The 15,342-nt window shown below is 60.3% G+C and carries 16 protein-coding genes; all 16 read left to right on the plus strand.

What is annotated here, in order from left to right; translation table 11 throughout:
- Positions 1–107 precede the first annotated feature (107 nt).
- The 16 genes from AC2444_RS01780 to AC2444_RS01855 all read left to right on the plus strand — a co-directional run bounded on the left by AC2444_RS01780 (position 108) and on the right by AC2444_RS01855 (position 15,329).
- Positions 108–737, plus strand: coding sequence for a FliH/SctL family protein (locus tag AC2444_RS01780; RefSeq protein WP_012756070.1), 630 nt, complete (start codon positions 108–110; stop codon positions 735–737).
- Positions 734–2,065, plus strand: a complete 1,332-nt coding sequence (locus tag AC2444_RS01785) for a MotB family protein (RefSeq protein ID WP_012756071.1) — start codon at positions 734–736, stop codon at positions 2,063–2,065. The genes AC2444_RS01780 and AC2444_RS01785 overlap by 4 nt, the downstream gene beginning before the upstream one ends.
- Before the next feature lie 4 nt (positions 2,066–2,069).
- Positions 2,070–3,365 carry a chemotaxis protein MotC gene (gene motC, locus AC2444_RS01790; RefSeq protein ID WP_012756072.1) on the plus strand — a complete coding sequence of 432 codons (1,296 nt, stop codon included), beginning with the start codon at positions 2,070–2,072 and terminating at the stop codon, positions 3,363–3,365.
- The gene (gene fliK / locus AC2444_RS01795; RefSeq protein ID WP_012756073.1) at positions 3,362–4,795 is read left to right on the plus strand and encodes a flagellar hook-length control protein FliK; all 1,434 of its coding nucleotides are present in this window, start codon (positions 3,362–3,364) and stop codon (positions 4,793–4,795) included. The genes motC and fliK overlap by 4 nt, the downstream gene beginning before the upstream one ends.
- Positions 4,743–5,300 carry a transglycosylase SLT domain-containing protein gene (locus tag AC2444_RS01800; protein ID WP_012756074.1) on the plus strand — a complete coding sequence of 186 codons (558 nt, stop codon included), beginning with the start codon at positions 4,743–4,745 and terminating at the stop codon, positions 5,298–5,300. Before fliK ends, AC2444_RS01800 begins: the two co-directional genes overlap by 53 nt.
- Before the next feature lie 280 nt (positions 5,301–5,580).
- Positions 5,581–6,252: a transcriptional activator Rem gene (gene rem, locus AC2444_RS01805; RefSeq protein ID WP_003545558.1), complete on the plus strand. Its 672-nt coding sequence runs from the start codon at positions 5,581–5,583 to the stop codon at positions 6,250–6,252.
- A 123-nt stretch (positions 6,253–6,375) separates the two neighbouring features.
- Entirely contained in the window at positions 6,376–7,674 is a 1,299-nt protein-coding gene (locus AC2444_RS01810) for a flagellar hook protein FlgE (protein ID WP_012756075.1), read from the plus strand.
- Between the two features lie 19 nt (positions 7,675–7,693).
- Positions 7,694–9,181 carry a flagellar hook-associated protein FlgK gene (gene flgK, locus AC2444_RS01815; RefSeq protein WP_012756076.1) on the plus strand — a complete coding sequence of 496 codons (1,488 nt, stop codon included), beginning with the start codon at positions 7,694–7,696 and terminating at the stop codon, positions 9,179–9,181.
- Positions 9,182–9,184: 3 nt separating this feature from the next.
- Positions 9,185–10,237, plus strand: coding sequence for a flagellar hook-associated family protein (locus AC2444_RS01820; protein WP_012756077.1), 1,053 nt, complete (start codon positions 9,185–9,187; stop codon positions 10,235–10,237).
- Between the two features lie 34 nt (positions 10,238–10,271).
- Entirely contained in the window at positions 10,272–10,619 is a 348-nt protein-coding gene (gene flaF / locus AC2444_RS01825; protein WP_003556569.1) for a flagellar biosynthesis regulator FlaF, read from the plus strand.
- A complete protein-coding gene (gene flbT / locus AC2444_RS01830) occupies positions 10,616–11,065 on the plus strand; it encodes a flagellar biosynthesis repressor FlbT (protein ID WP_012756078.1) in 450 nt (149 codons plus the stop codon). Before flaF ends, flbT begins: the two co-directional genes overlap by 4 nt.
- Complete coding sequence (gene flgD / locus AC2444_RS01835) at positions 11,056–11,490, plus strand: flagellar hook assembly protein FlgD (RefSeq protein ID WP_012756079.1); 435 nt, start codon at positions 11,056–11,058, stop codon at positions 11,488–11,490. The genes flbT and flgD overlap by 10 nt, the downstream gene beginning before the upstream one ends.
- Positions 11,491–11,589: 99 nt before the next feature.
- On the plus strand, positions 11,590–11,856 hold the full coding sequence (gene fliQ / locus AC2444_RS01840) for a flagellar biosynthesis protein FliQ (protein WP_009992823.1): 267 nt from the start codon (positions 11,590–11,592) through the stop codon (positions 11,854–11,856).
- 215 nt (positions 11,857–12,071) lie between these two features.
- Entirely contained in the window at positions 12,072–14,159 is a 2,088-nt protein-coding gene (flhA, locus tag AC2444_RS01845) for a flagellar biosynthesis protein FlhA (RefSeq protein WP_012756080.1), read from the plus strand.
- On the plus strand, positions 14,156–14,908 hold the full coding sequence (fliR, locus tag AC2444_RS01850) for a flagellar biosynthetic protein FliR (RefSeq protein ID WP_012756081.1): 753 nt from the start codon (positions 14,156–14,158) through the stop codon (positions 14,906–14,908). The genes flhA and fliR overlap by 4 nt, the downstream gene beginning before the upstream one ends.
- Positions 14,909–14,915: 7 nt before the next feature.
- Positions 14,916–15,329 (plus strand): hypothetical protein, encoded by a 414-nt coding sequence (locus tag AC2444_RS01855; protein WP_012756082.1) that lies wholly within the window; start codon positions 14,916–14,918, stop codon positions 15,327–15,329.
- Positions 15,330–15,342 lie beyond the last annotated feature (13 nt).

Raw genomic sequence — 15,342 nt, forward strand, 5'->3', positions numbered from 1 at the left:
GGCGCAAGGTCAGGCTCTTGCCCGTTTCGAAGGGGATGCCGACGCACAACGTCACTTTGAGCGGGGGCGGGCATGTTGCATGCCTCCCGAATGCTGGATGGTTTTTTATGAGCATTGCGCTTTCCCGGTATTTGAAGGATTTCGGTGAACCGGAATCGTCAGCGCCGATCCTCGACATGGACGATTTCGGCAGCGACGCTTTCCCCGAAATGGCGAGCGAACCGGCGATCGACGTCGAGGCGGAGCGCCGCGAAGCCTATGCGGAAGGTCATGCCGCAGCGACCGTGGAATTGACTGAGAAATACGAACGCGAGGTGCGGATGCTGGCGGAGGTCCATGCGCGTGAACTCGAAGAGCTGAAGCTGCGTTACGAAGTCGAGGCGGCGGCGGTCATTGCATCCCGCATCCGCGATATCGCCGAAGAGATCGCTCAACTGGTCAGCGCCGGCGCCGCCGTTGCCATCGCGCCTGTGATGACCGAAGCGCTTGCCGCCAAGGCTGCCGAAAGCCTCGCCTCTCTGCTGCGTGACGCGATCCTCGAAGGCGCGGCCGGAGCGGTCGTCGTCAGGGGGCCGACCCGGCTTTTCGACATATTGAAGGCCGAGCTCGGCGAACATGCCGAGGCGGTTCGCCACATTGAGACCGACGATATCGATCTTGCCGTCGAAATCGGTGATGCCGTCATCGTCACCCGTATGTCCGCCTGGGCGGCAAGCTTGAAGAAAGTTCTCGAATGAGCGAAGGCGAAAACCACCACCACGGCAAGAACGAGATCATCATCGTCAAGAGACATGGCGGCGGTGATCACGATGGCGCCCATGGCGGTGCGTGGAAAATTGCCTATGCCGACTTCATGACGGCGATGATGGCGTTCTTCCTGGTCATGTGGCTGGTCAATGCCGCCAACGAGGAGACCAAGGCCTCGGTCGCGACCTATTTCAATCCGATCAAACTCTCCGACGAAAAGCCGACCGAGAAGGGCCTGAAGAAGCCCGTCGACAACGCCGAGGGCGAAGAGAAGCAGGAGAAGTCGAAACAGAAGGAAGAAGATCCGAACGACGGCAAGGCCGCGGCGGATGGTGACGACCAGACATCGACCTCAGGCGACCAAACCAATTATTCCGAGGCCGATTTCTTCGAAAATCCTTATTCGGTTCTGGCCGAGATCGCCCAGGAAGTCGGCCAGCAGGCCAATGTCAGCGCCAAGGGCGACGGCGGTGCCGCCGATTCCGGCCCGGCCACCGGCGCCGATGGCGGCGAGGCCTATCGTGATCCCTTCGATCCGGATTTCTGGACGAAGCAGGTCGAGGTCACGACGGCCGGCAAGCCGTTGCCGCCCGGCAAGAGCGACGACCAGGCGGTCGAGAGCGAGACGACCGAGATCGCCAAGCTTGAGGACGCCAAGCCGATACCGCTGACTACCGATCAGAAGGCCGCCCAGGAAACCAAAGAAACGAAGGAAACCAAGGGCGCGGTCGAGGCCAAGGACGGCAAGACGCCGGGTGGCAAGTCGCCCGAAGACAAGAAGGCCGAAGCTCAGAAGGACGCCGATCATCAGAAGGATGCGGACAAGAGTGCCGCCGAGACCGAGCAGCAGCAGCAGAAGGAAGCAGAGCAGCTGCAGGCGCAGATCGCCCAGCAGATCGGCGGCGTTGCCGGCAAGCTCGCTGAAGGTCTGACCGTGACGGCGTCCGAAGGCGGTTTGCTGGTCAGCATCTCCGATCAGACCGACGATTCGATGTTCAATATCGGTTCTGCGGTTCCGCGCCAGGAGATGGTGCTGGCCATGGAAAAGATCGGCGCGATCCTGAAGGAGAGGGGTGGTGCGGTTGCCGTCCGCGGCCACACGGATGGTCGCCAGTATAAGGGCACGCAGAATGAGAACTGGCGGCTTTCGATGGATCGCGCCCAAAGCGCCTACTACATGCTCGTACGCGGCGGGCTCGACGAGAAACGCATCTCCCAGGTCTCCGGCTTTGCCGATCGTCGGCTGAAGCTGCCGTCTGACCCGTTCAACGCGACCAATCGCCGGATCGAGATCCTGGTGCAGGCGGATCAAGGATAGTCGAATGGCGCGTCGGCAGCACCGTTACGTCGGATTTGTGGCCCTCGGCCTGGCGATGCTTTCGCCGGCCGGAGGCAACGCGCAGGATCCGGACGATCTCGCGCCCTACAAGATGCTGCGATCGTTGCAATTCGTGCAGGATTCCGTCGTCAGCGGCGATCATTCGGCCGGCGAGATGCAACGCTTCATGCTGGGCACGATCGACGAGCGGCTGCGCACTGTCGATCCTTCGACATTCGACGACGACCGCAACGTCGACGCAGCGCTGATCTACGCGATGAGCGGCGGCAATCCCCAGACACTCGAATATCTGATCGCCCATGACGTCAACGGCTATTTCGACAACCGCGTCACCGATGTGCTGCGCAAATATCTGAGCGGCAAGGGGCTGCTCGTCGCCAAGACACTGGAGGAGACGGCCAGAGAATATCGCGACAAGAAGATCGGCCCCTACCTTGCCCTGATCGGCGGCAACGTATTGATCGCGACGAAACCGACAGACGCGCTGGATCTCTACGACCAGGCGCGTCTTGCCGCTCCGGGTACGATCGTCGAGGAGGCGGCGTTGCGCCGCTCCGTCGCCATCTGCGTCGACAAGGGAATGCTCGACAGGGGAATGGCCTATTCGCAGCGCTATGTCAGACGCTTCCTGCATTCGCCCTATGCCAGCCAGTTCGCCGATCTTTTCGTCACGCTCGTCGTCGGCCACGATCACGACGTGAAACCGCAGGATGTCATCGACATCCTGTCCTTCATGGACGCCCCGCGCCAACGCGAGGTCTATCTGCGCATCGCCCGCGCTGCCGCGATATCAGGCAAGCCGGAGCTGGCGCGCATGGCGGTCGGTCGCGTGCAGTCGCTTGGCGCCGGCACCGACAATCCCTTCGGTTCGCTTGCAGATTTCTATGGCGGCATGGCCGGCCTTCCCACAGAGGATATCGATCAGGCGGCGAAGAATGTCAGCGGCATCGACGGCAACGCGCTGTCGCCGCGGGATCAGGCGCTGCAGGAGGCCGCGCGGTCCGTCGCCGACCAGATCCTGCGCGCTCCCGACCCGGCAAGCCTGACGCAAGCCTCGGATCCTAACACTGACCATCAAGAAATCACTTCTGAAAAGGCTGCGGCTATAGCCACGCAACCGGGAGCGCCAGGCGCGCTTCCCGAGCCTGTTCCGGGAGGTGTGGCATCGACTGGCCAAAGCCAGGATACCGACCCCTCATTCAACGCATTTGTGACGACCAATCGATCCAAGCTCGACGAGATCGACGGTCTTCTGGCGCAGGAAGGCAACGAACAATGATGGATATGAGCGTCTCGGGCGGAGCCCCCGGTGCGGAGTCCGCCGCGACTGCGAAATCTGCGCGACCGGCCGGAAAAGACGATGCCGCCGGCCAAAAGAACGGCTTCTCCGACGCGCTGGCCAAGGCAAGCGGCAGTGCTGCCAATGACGATGCCGACGATGCGCAGCCGAATCAGGGCGTGGCAGCCGATGGCAGCGCCGAGAAAGCGGCGCAGTCGATCCGCGGCCGCAACGGCGCAAAGCCGTTGATCGATCTTAGCGACGCCGCGCTGAAGGCACAGGCGGAGGCGCAGCCGGAAACGATCGTCAGTGCTGACAAGGCCGCGGCAAAGCCGGTAAAGGCCGAGATCAAAATGCCGACCGATCTCGGCCTCGGCAAGCTCGATCCGAAGGACAGTTCCGCAAACGGGGTCGCTCCGGCAGCCAAGGGCGGCAAACACACCAAGGCCGACGCGCTGGAAACCGATACGGATAAGGCCAGCGACGATGATGACGGCGGCATTTCCGATGTTCTGGGTCTGCTGAAGCAGGAGCCTGCCGACGGGACCGTGACTTTGCCGGCGGCCACCGCGCATCACGTCTCTGCAAACGTCGACGAGGCTGGAGCTGCCGACAAAAAAATCGATGGTATCGAAGCCAAGGCGGGCGGCCATGCGTCCGACGCTCTTGCCGCCGTCAGCGGCAACGTCGAGAGCGGCAAGGCGGATAATATCAAGGTTCCCGGATCGCAGGCTGCCGAAGCCGCCGATGGAAAGACATTCAGGATCAGCCGCGCCGATGGCCGCGGCGTCTCGATGGATGTCCACATCGGCACCGATCAGGTCGGTCCGAAAGATGGCTCGAAGAAGGCCGATGTCGAAAACGTTTCGGTGCTCGAATCGCGCCGCTATATCGGCCTGATGCAGAATTCGAATTCCGCTGCCGTTACCGCCGCTCTCTCCGGCGATTCCGAATGGGCGCGCGCCATGGAGCCGAGCTCGGCGCTCTCCAACGCGGCGGAATGGACGAGCACCGGCAGGGTGGTCAATACGTTGAAGATCCAGATGAACCCGCTCGATCTCGGTCTGGTGACGGCGACCATGCGCCTGTCCGGCGACGCCCTGAACGTCGACCTCAAGGTCGAAACCGGGGCCGCCTATCGTCAGATGAAGGAAGATCACGGCAAGATTCTCGAAGCTCTGCGCAGCCAGGGTTACGCGGTCGAAAACGTCACCATCAGCATGGCGCCGGTCGAGCGTTCCGACGCCGGCAACCAGGGCCAGGCCTCCCAGCAGCAGTCGCCCCCCCAGCAGGGGCAGGGCGGCGAGGCGCGCGAGCGCCACAATCAGACGGCACAGCGGACGGACGGAGGCTTCAATGGCGCAGGCGAGACTGGTATTGAAGACGCTCGTGCTGGCGGCAGCAGCGGTACTGGCGGCGTTTACCTCTGAGGCGACCGCCTCCACCGGCGCCTGCGAACGCGAGATCCAGTCGGCAGCGGCCAAATACGGCATCCCGGAAGGGATCCTCTATTCGGTCGGTCTGACGGAAACCGGCCGCAAGGGCTCGCTCTATCCCTATGCCATGAACGTCGAAGGCAAGGCGATCTTTCCGCCCTCGGAGCAGGACGCGATGCGACAGTTCGATGTCGCCCGCAACAGCGGCGCCAAGCTCATCGACATCGGCTGCATGCAGATCAACCATTACTTTCACGGCGAGAATTTCCGGTCCGCCGAGGAGATGTTCGACCCGCATCGCAACGTCGAGTATGCGGCAAAATTCCTCCGCAATCTGCATGACCGTCACGAGACATGGACGATGGCGGTGGCCAGATACCATGCCGGACCGAACAATAATCCGGCACAGAAGCAATATGTCTGCCGCGTCATCTCCAATCTCGTCGCCACGGGTTACGGCAAATGGACTCTCAATGCGAGTAACTTTTGCCGAAATTGATTCAACCAAAGATAGAAGAGGCGTATTGTGACGAAACTGTGTCACAATGTGGCAGGAATCCGGCGTGAATCCCCCGCGCAAGTCATATTTAACCGACTGTTAACTTTTCCACGAAATTTTGGTGGGCATATTTAGGGCTACCCACTAGATATAGATCAAATCGCTACCCAAATCTTAATCAATTATTAGTTTCTGCCATTAACTTTAACGAGTTGTCGCCGATTCGTGCGATTCGTACCCATAGATCATCGAAGTGCCACACTGATTCGGAGGCGGACGAATGATCGTAGTGGTTGATGAGCGTGAGCTCGTGAAAGATGGATACACATCTCTGTTCGGTCGTGAGGGCATTCCCTCCACCGGCTTTGATCCAGCGGAATTCGGCGAGTGGGTACAAACCGCCGCCGATTCCGATATAGCTGCAGTCGAGGCCTTCTTGATCGGTCAAGGCCAGCGCAACTTCGAACTGCCCCGGGCGATCCGGGATCGGTCGATGGCGCCGGTGATTGCGGTCAGCGATCAGCACTCGCTCGAAAACACCCTTGCGCTGTTCGATTGCGGCGTCGACGACGTGGTGCGCAAACCGGTGCATCCCCGCGAAATCCTCGCAAGGGCGGCTGCGATCCGGCGCCGGCTGAAGGCGATCACCAACTATACCGAGATCGGCGGGATTCGCGTCTTCTCGGATGGCCGTGACCCCGAGATCAACGGCGAAGTCTTCGCACTTCCCCGGCGCGAGCGCCGCATCCTCGAATATTTGATCGCCAATCGCGGTCGCCGCGTCACCAAGACCCAGATCTTCAACGCCATCTACGGCATCTTCGATGAAGAGGTCGAGGAGAACGTCGTCGAAAGCCACATCTCGAAGCTGCGCAAGAAGCTGCGCAAAAAGCTCGGCGTCGATCCGGTCGATTCCAAGCGCTTCCTTGGTTACTGCATCGATTGGGCCTGATTTTCTCGGCCGGGCGGCGCCTGGCTGAACCGCATTATCCGGCCTCGCAGCTCGCATGACAGACAGCTTCACGCAAGGCCCGACAAATACTCTCGTGCATAACAGGTAAAGCGAGGTTTTCAGATGAGCATTTTCGGCAGCATGAAGACGGCAGTATCGGGGATGAACGCGCAGGCCAACCGCCTCAGCACCGTCGCCGACAACATCGCCAACGTTAACACGACCGGTTACAAGGCCGTGTCGACGAGCTTCTCGTCGCTGGTTCTGCCCTCCTCGGGCGGCAACTACAATTCCGGCGGCGTTCAGACCTCCGTCCGCCAAGCCGTCTCCGACCAGGGCGATATTTCCTACACCACGTCGAGCACCGACCTTGCAATCTCAGGCGACGGCTTCTTCATCGTCCAGGGTCCTGACGGCACCCCGGTTCTGACCCGCGCCGGCGACTTCACCAAGGACGACGAAGGCAATCTCGTCAACGCCGCCGGCTTCATGCTGATGGGTTATTCCTACGACTCCGGCTCTCCTGCTGTCGTCGTCAACGGCTTCGATGGCCTCGTTCCCGTCAACGTCAACCAGGATGGGTTGACCGCCATCGCCTCGACCTCAGGTATCTTCAAGGGCAACCTCGACTCCAATGCCAAGATCGCTCCGGTCGCTCCTGCGACGCTGCCGAGCGCCAACCTCGCCACGACGACGACCGACACCAAGAAGGTCTCGATGGTCGCCTATGACCGTCTCGGCAACAAGGTGATGTACGACTTCTACTTCACGAAAAAAACAGTTGTTACGCCGCCGCCGGCAACGCCCGCTACGGCTGCCACCTGGGAAGTGTCGATGTTCCGCAACGCCGATGCTGCGGTGGGCGGCACGACCTCCTTCCCCTACAGCACCGCCTCTGTCGGCACCGGAACGCTCAGCTTCGACGCCAACGGCAAGTTGACCGCGGGCGGCGCCGTTAACATCGTCGACCCAGTGACTGGTCAGACGATTGCCATGGACTTCTCCGCCTTCACACAGCTCGGTGCCGACTTCTCCGGCACCGGCACGCCGAACGGTCAGGCAGCGACCCCGGTCAAGGACGTCACGGTTGATGGCGACGGCATCGTCTACGCGAAATACGAAGACGGCAGCACCAAGCCGCTCTATCGCATTCCGCTGGCCAATGTCGCTAGCCCGGACAAGCTGACGCTGATGAGCGGCAACGTCTACAGCGCCAACGGCCAGTCGGGCGTCACCGTCACCGGCTTCCCGCAGACCAACGGTCTCGGCACGATCAAATCAGGCGCTCTCGAAGGTTCGAACGTCGACCTCGCCGGCGAGCTGACCGAGATGATCGAATCGCAGCGCAGCTATACCGCCAATTCCAAGGTGTTCCAGACGGGATCCGACATTATGGACGTTCTCGTCAACCTCAAGAGATAAGCAAGGTACCGGGTAAGCCATGTCGCTCACATCCGCACTTAATACCGCGCAGAACATATTCAACAATACGGGTACTCAGAGCAGTGTCGTATCGAACAATATCTCGAATGCGGGCAACAAAGATTACGTGCGCCGGCAGGCGATGCTCACCACGTCCTTGAATGGCGCACAGGTCGTCAAGATCGATCGGGCGCAGGAAGAGGCGCTGCTGCGCCAATACCTGAAGACATCCTCTCAGGACAGTGCCCAGCAGGCATTGCTCGGCGGTCTCGAGGACCTCAAGTCGATCGTGGGTGGCAACGACTACGAAACGTCGCCATCCACCTATCTCGGTGTTTTCCAGCAGAAGCTTCAGGCCTTCCGCACGACGCCGGGCAGCACCGTCGCTGCTCAGGGCGCCATCACCGCCGCGCAGGACGTCGCCAACTCGCTGAACAATGCCTCGCAATCCGTTCAGAACGTCCGCGCCACCGCCGACAAGCAGATCGCCACCGACGTCGATAAACTGAATACGCTTCTCAACGACTTCGAGAAGGCCAACAACGCGGTGAAGACCGCCACGGCCTCGGGTGCGGATGCATCCGGCGCGCTCGACGAGCGTGAGAAGGCTCTCAAGCAGATTTCGCAGATCGTCGGCGTCAACACGACGACGCGCGACAATAACGACATGGTGCTGAGCACCTCTGACGGGACGATCCTCTTCGAGACGATCCCGCGCAAGGTGACGTTCAAGTCTCAGGATGTCTATACCGCGACCATCACCGGCAATTCGGTCTATGTTGACGGTGTGGCACTTCCACGCGGCAGCGGATCGACGACGACGGGGCAGGGAAGCCTTCAGTCTCTCCTCCAGGTCCGCGACGAGATCGCCCCGAATTTCCAGAAGCAGCTCGACGAAGTCGCCCGCGGCCTGGTCTCGCTCTTCAAGGAGCAGAACACGGCAGCCGGCCCGGCCTATGTGCCCGGCCTCTTCACCTGGAGCGGCGGCACGGTCGATACCGGCGCCACCGCGGTTGCCGGCATGGCGGCGACCATCACAGTCAGCAGCCGCGTCATCACCTCGCAAGGCGGCGATCCGATGCGCTTGCGCGATGGCGGCGTCAACGCCACCGGCCTCGTCCTGAACACGTCAGGCGCCAGCGGTTATACGACGGAACTCGATCGTCTCTATACCGCATTGGGCTCCGACATCGATTTCGATCCAGCGGCGGGGACGCCTGTCGGGTTCGACGCCACGACAGGCATCGATTCAAACGTCAGCATCATGGAATTCGCCACAAATTCCCTCGGCTGGCTCGAACAGTACCGTAGCAATGCCACGACGGCAGCGGAAAACACCTCGGCGGCGCTGTCACGCTCTGACGAAGCCTATTCCAACGAGACGGGCGTCAACCTCGACGAGGAGCTGACGCTGCTCCTCGACATAGAGCAGTCCTACAAGGCGGCGACCAAGATCTTGAACGCCGTTGACGAAATGTTGAAGTCATTGCTGGATATTGCGAGTTAAGCCATGAAGAGCTCATTTATTTCAAGTTCGGCCATTCAGAATGCGATGCGGTTGACGATCCGTCAGGCGCAGAACCAGATGACGAAGGCGACGATGGAAGCGACGACGGGAGTCTATGCGGATATCGGTGTCTCGCTCGGCGGCAACGCCGCCAGGAGCGTGGACTTCAGCCGCGAGGTCGACAGGATAGACTCGATCAAATCAAGCAATTCGCTTGTCACCGCGCGCATGGAATCCTCGCAGCTCGGCCTTTCCAAGATGAAGGATGTCGGCGACGGCCTCGTTTCGAAGCTGACGGCGCTCCAGGGCAGCCATGATCCCGGTAGCATCACCGTCGCCATCCAGTCGGCGACCAGCGCCCTGTCCACAATGATGGACACGGCCAATACCATGGTAAACGGCGAATATCTGTTCTCGGGCATCAACACCGATGTGCAGCCGCTGACCGACAAGACGACCGCGACCAGTGCCGCCATCGTCACGGAGTTGAATACTTACGCCGCCGCTCTCGTCCCGCCGAAGGCGGTCAGTGCTCTCACCGGCGCCGAAATGAGCACCTTCATCACCACGAAGGTAGAGCCGATGTTCAGCCAGGCCGCCTGGACCGACCCGACGACCGGCTGGTCGCAGGCATCGAGCCAGAACATGACGAGCCGCATCAGCAACTCCGAGGTGATCGAATCCTCGACCAATGCCAATTCCGAGGGCATGCGTTACTTCGCGCTCGCCTCGGTGATGACCTCGGCGCTGTTGGGCCAGGGCCTCAGCAGCGATGCGATGAGCACGGTGTCCAAACAGGCGATCAGCTATACGACCAAGGCGACCAGCGGCCTCGTGACCCAGGCAAGCCAGCTCGGCCTTTCCCAGGAGCGCGTCAAGAAGTCCAACGACGCCCTCGACGCCCAGTCCAACATCATCAAGAACAAGCTCGTCGACCTCCAGGGCGTCGATCCCTATGAAGCCTCGACCCTCGTCAAGACTTTGGAAACGCAGCTTGAAACCGCTTACACGATCGTCTCGAAGATCCAGCAGTTGAGTCTTGTAAACTACCTTTGATGAGCAAAGGCGCGCAATAAAGAAGGATGCATGAATGTATCAGTTCTCATATGCCGAAGTCATGCAGGACTCGGTAGCCGACGCGAAAGAGCGGGAATGGCAGGTTCTTGACCGGTCCATAGACTTGCTGGCGGCGGCGCGCGAAAAGGAAAAATACGGCCGGGAAGCCATTGAAGCCCTGTTTTATACACGCCGGGTCTGGATCAGCTTCATCGAGGATCTCAAACATCCCGACAACCAGCTGGAGATCGGGCTCAGGGCCAACCTCATCTCGATCGCGATCTGGATATTGAAGGAATGCGACAGGATCAGAAAACGTCAGTCTAATAACTACCAGGGCATCATCGACGTTACCACCATCATCAGGGATGGACTTAAATGAAAAGTACACTTCGCATTTCTCTGAAAGCCGGAGAAAGAATCTTCATCAACGGCGCCGTCCTGCGCGTCGACCGCAAGGTCGCGCTGGAATTCCTGAATGATGTGACGTTCCTTCTCGAAAACCACGTCCTCCAGCCGGAGGGCGCCACGACGCCGCTGCGTCAGCTCTATTTCATCGCGCAGATGATCCTCATCAATCCAGAGGGCAAGGACCACTCGACGGCGTTGTTCCGCAAGTCGATCACCATGCTGCTCACCTGCTTCAAGAACGAAGAGATCCTCGCCGAACTGAAGCGCATCGATGCGCTCGTCTCGACTGGTCGCGCCTTCGATGCACTCAAGGCGATCCGCGGCCTCTACGCGATCGAAGACAATATCCTCAACAACCACGAAATGCCGCCGACGATGGTCGAGCAGATTCGCAGGGAGATTGCACCATGGCGGTAGATGCAACATCAAGCGTGGCCAACACGAGTTCGACGAGTACGACGAACACGGCCCAGCAGAAGGCGACGCTGAACTACGACAATTTCCTTCAACTGCTCATCGCGCAGATGAAGAACCAGGATCCGACCGATCCGGTCGACGCCAGCGAACAGATGTCGCAGCTGGCGAGCTTCTCGCAGGTCGAGCAGACGATCCAGACCAACACCAAGCTGGACACGCTGCTCGCCAGTTCGAGCCTCACCCAGGCCAGCAGCTACGTCGGCAAATACATGGAAAGCGCCGACGGCACCGTCAAAGGCACCATCGAATCCGTCAAGGTTTATTCCGACGGAATCATTGCGACGACCACGGATGGCGGTAATATACTCGTGCAGGCGGGAATCACCGTTGCCGACAAGGCGCCGACGACGTCGACCGATACCTGATACCCACGGCGCCGGTGCGCCGCATAGCTCGGGTGATACCAATCAATGGCGGTCCGGCCACGGCGGGGCTGCTTCAAGGCGATATGAGGTTGCCTTCGGATGAATGAAGCTGATGCATTGGATCTGTTCCAGGCGGCGATCTGGACCGTGTTGATTGCTGCCGGTCCCGCCGTCATCGCCGCGATGGTGGTAGGTCTCGTCATTGCCTTGATCCAGGCGCTGACCCAGGTGCAGGAAGCGACACTGACTTTCGTGCCGAAGATCGTCGCGGTGCTGATCACGGTCGGTGTCACCGCGCCGTTCGTCGGTTCGCAGATCTCGATTTTCACCAATCTGGTCTTCTCGCGCATCCAGTCCGGCTTCTAGAGCAATTCCAGCAAAAGTGCACAGCGGTTTTGCTAGCCAAAGCGCGAAGGGCTTTTGCCGGGGGATTGCGTAGAAACAAAAGGTTAGAGCGGTTCTACGCTTCCATAAAATCTGAACCGCTCTGAGCCACCTTCGCGCAAGCTTCGCCATTTAACTCTCGATCCGAATTGGGCGGACCGCATGTCCGCCTCCTCTCATGAAGAGACGGAATCGTCATGGCGCAACCACCTGCACTCCCCCTTCCGAAAGTCGCCCCGAACCTGCGCGATGTCGGTTTTGCCCTCGGCATCATCGTTATCATCTGCATCCTCTTCCTGCCGATCCCGCCATTCTTGATCGACATGGGACTGGCCTTCTCGATCGCCCTCTCGGTGCTGATCCTGATGGTCGCGTTGTGGATCCAGAAACCGCTCGATTTCTCGTCTTTTCCGACCATTCTTCTGATCGCGACGATGACGCGGCTGGCGTTGAACATCGCGACGACCCGCGTCATTCTTTCGCATGGTCATGAGGGCCACGATGCGGCGGGCGGTGTCATCGCGGGTTTCGCAAGCCTGGTGATGTCCGGTGACTTCGTCATTGGTCTGATCGTCTTCCTGATCCTCATCACCATCAACTTCATCGTCATCACCAAGGGTGCTACGCGTATCGCCGAAGTCGGCGCGCGTTTCACCCTGGATGCCATCCCCGGCAAGCAGATGTCGATCGACGCCGATCTATCGGCCGGCATTATCGACGAGAGGGAAGCCCAGCGCCGGCGCAAGGAGCTCGAGGAGGAAAGCTCCTTCTTCGGGGCGATGGACGGTGCGTCGAAATTCGTGCGCGGCGATGCCGTCGCCGGCCTGATCATCACCTGCATCAACATCTTCGGCGGCATCATCATCGGCTATTTCCGCCACGGCATGCCGATCGGCGAAGCGGCCGACGTTTTCGTCAAGCTCTCCGTCGGCGACGGCCTCGTCGCACAGATGCCGGCTCTCATCGTCTCGCTCGCGGCCGGCCTTCTCGTCTCGCGCGGCGGCACCACCGGCTCCACCGACCAGGCGGTCGTCAATCAGCTGAGCGGTTATCCCCGTGCGCTTTCCGTCTCGGCGGTGCTGATGTTCATCCTGGCCCTGATGCCGGGCCTGCCGTTCGTCCCCTTCGTATCCCTCGGCGGTCTTCTGGCCTTCGGTGCCTGGTTCATCCCACGTCAGGTCGAGGCAGAGAACATGCTTCGCCGCGAGCAGGAAGAAAAAAAGGTCGTCCAGAGCAAGGAACTGGAAAAGGATTCGGTCAAGGCAGTGCTGCGCACCTCCGAAATCGAGCTCGCACTCGGCAAGATGGTCTCGACGCGCCTGCTCGGCGCCCACCAGGAGCTGGCCTTCCGCGTCGGCAAGATGCGCAAGAAGTTCGCCACGCAATACGGCTTCGTCGTGCCCGAGATCAAGGTCACCGACGATATCGCCATCGCCGAGAAGTCCTACCAGATCCGTATCCACGGCACGACGGTCGCCTCCAACCTACTGCGCGTCGGCGAAGTCCTCGTCGTGACCGGCGCCGGCCGCCGGCCGAGCATTCCCGGCGACGAAATCCGCGAACCCGCTTTCGGCATGCCTGCCGTCTCGATCCTCGAAAACTTCGCCGACGATCTGAAACGCGAGGGCTTCCAGCCGATCGACAACGTCTCCGTCGTGCTCACCCATATGAGCGAGGTGATCCGCAACAACCTGCCGCAGCTGCTGTCCTACAAGGACGTCAAGGTGCTGATCGATCGGCTCGATCCCGAATACAAGAAGCTCGCCGACGAGATCTGCTCGTCGCACATGTCCTATTCCGGCCTGCAGGCGGTGCTCAAGCTGCTGCTTGCCGAACGTGTCTCGATCCGCAACCTGCACCTCATCCTTGAAGCGGTGGCCGAGCTCGCCCCGCATGTCAGGAAGACCGAGCAGATTGTCGAGCATGTCCGCATCCGCATGGCCCAGCAGCTTTGCGGCGACTTGGCCGACAACGGCGTGCTGCGCGTGCTGCGGCTGGGCAGCAAATGGGATCTCGCTTTCCACCAGGCGCTGAAGCGCGACGCCAAGGGCGAGGTGATCGAATTCGACATCGATCCGCGCAGCCTGGAGGAGTTCAGCGAGCAGGCCACCAAAGTTATCCGTGAGTTCATGGATCGCGGCCTGCCATTCGCACTTGTCACGTCGCCGGAAACACGCTCCTATGTGCGCATGATCATCGAGAGGCTGTTCGCCACGCTCCCGGTCCTGTCGCATGTCGAACTGGCCAAGGGCATCGAGATAAAGATTTTGGGCTCTATTTCATGATAACAGACCCGCAAGGGACCGTTCTCGCGCTGTTTCTGGTTTTCTGCCGGATCGGTGGCTGTGTGCTGGCTCTTCCGGGTTTTTCCTCGGCGCGCGTGCCCGATCAGCTGCGCGTCTTCATTGCGGGGGCGCTGTCGATCGCCGTCATGCCGTTGCTCTGGGATACCGTCTATCCGGCCGTTCACACCGGTGCCGGAACCTATATCGGCCTGATCTTCAGCGAATCGCTGATCGGCGTGATGTATGGCATGCTGGCGAGGATCTACACGCTCGGCATGCAGTTCGCCGCGACGATCATCGCCATGATGGTCGGCTACACCCAGCCGGGTTCCGCCGACATCCTCGAAGACACGCCGGAGACCAGCCTTTCCGGCTTCATTACCTTTGCCGGCATGATGATTCTCTTCATTATGGATTTCCATCACATCGTCTTCCGCGCGCTGATCGATTCCTACACGACCATGCCCTTCGGCGGCTTGATGCAGATGCGCGCGACGCTGATCTCCTTTACCGACACGCTGGAGCAGACCACCTACATCATGCTGCGGCTGTCGAGCCCGTTTTTGATCTACGGCCTGATCTTCAACGTCTCGATCGGTTTCATCAACAAGCTGGCGCCGCAGATCCCGGTCTACTTCATCTCCACGCCCTATCTGCTGATGGGCGGGCTCTTCCTGATCTATTTCTCGATTGCGGCGATGGTCAGCCAGTTCGGCCAGTCCTTCGGCTCGATCTATATCGGGCGATGAGGCTGATATGATCGAAAAGAAGCGCTCCCAGAAGCTCAAGCGGCTGCTCTCGGTGCAGCGGCATATCGAAAGAATGGCCGAGAACGACCTGGCCGAAACCAGCCGCCAGCGTGTCGAGGTCAATGTGGCGATGGACGACGTCATCCTCGCGCTCGGCTCGATGGACCCCGTCCACCACGCCTTCTCGCAGAATTACGCCGACCGATTCGGCAGGCTCACCATCAAGGACCAGCAGCTGACCGGCATGCATCAGATCCACGAGATGCGGCTGACGCGCGAGCGCGCCAAGGGCGACCGCCTCGAAGAGGGCATGCAGGAAGCCCTCGAGGCCGAGCGCCGCGAGGCAGATGACAACGCCGTCTACGATGTCATCGATCAGCAATTCGCAACGCCAGCCTCCAGCAAGCTTCAAAAACCATAGTCGTTACGATCTT

Source organism: Rhizobium sp. WSM1328, from assembly GCF_057653715.1.

Coding starts and splice junctions, on each gene's coding strand:
- AC2444_RS01780 (WP_012756070.1), top strand. CDS start 108: ATGAGCATTGCGCTTTCCCGGTATTTGAAGGATTTCGGTGAACCGGAA.
- AC2444_RS01785 (WP_012756071.1), top strand. CDS start 734: ATGAGCGAAGGCGAAAACCACCACCACGGCAAGAACGAGATCATCATC.
- motC (WP_012756072.1), top strand. CDS start 2,070: ATGGCGCGTCGGCAGCACCGTTACGTCGGATTTGTGGCCCTCGGCCTG.
- fliK (WP_012756073.1), top strand. CDS start 3,362: ATGATGGATATGAGCGTCTCGGGCGGAGCCCCCGGTGCGGAGTCCGCC.
- rem (WP_003545558.1), top strand. CDS start 5,581: ATGATCGTAGTGGTTGATGAGCGTGAGCTCGTGAAAGATGGATACACA.
- AC2444_RS01810 (WP_012756075.1), top strand. CDS start 6,376: ATGAGCATTTTCGGCAGCATGAAGACGGCAGTATCGGGGATGAACGCG.
- flgK (WP_012756076.1), top strand. CDS start 7,694: ATGTCGCTCACATCCGCACTTAATACCGCGCAGAACATATTCAACAAT.
- AC2444_RS01820 (WP_012756077.1), top strand. CDS start 9,185: ATGAAGAGCTCATTTATTTCAAGTTCGGCCATTCAGAATGCGATGCGG.
- flaF (WP_003556569.1), top strand. CDS start 10,272: ATGTATCAGTTCTCATATGCCGAAGTCATGCAGGACTCGGTAGCCGAC.
- flbT (WP_012756078.1), top strand. CDS start 10,616: ATGAAAAGTACACTTCGCATTTCTCTGAAAGCCGGAGAAAGAATCTTC.
- flgD (WP_012756079.1), top strand. CDS start 11,056: ATGGCGGTAGATGCAACATCAAGCGTGGCCAACACGAGTTCGACGAGT.
- fliQ (WP_009992823.1), top strand. CDS start 11,590: ATGAATGAAGCTGATGCATTGGATCTGTTCCAGGCGGCGATCTGGACC.
- flhA (WP_012756080.1), top strand. CDS start 12,072: ATGGCGCAACCACCTGCACTCCCCCTTCCGAAAGTCGCCCCGAACCTG.
- fliR (WP_012756081.1), top strand. CDS start 14,156: ATGATAACAGACCCGCAAGGGACCGTTCTCGCGCTGTTTCTGGTTTTC.
- AC2444_RS01855 (WP_012756082.1), top strand. CDS start 14,916: ATGATCGAAAAGAAGCGCTCCCAGAAGCTCAAGCGGCTGCTCTCGGTG.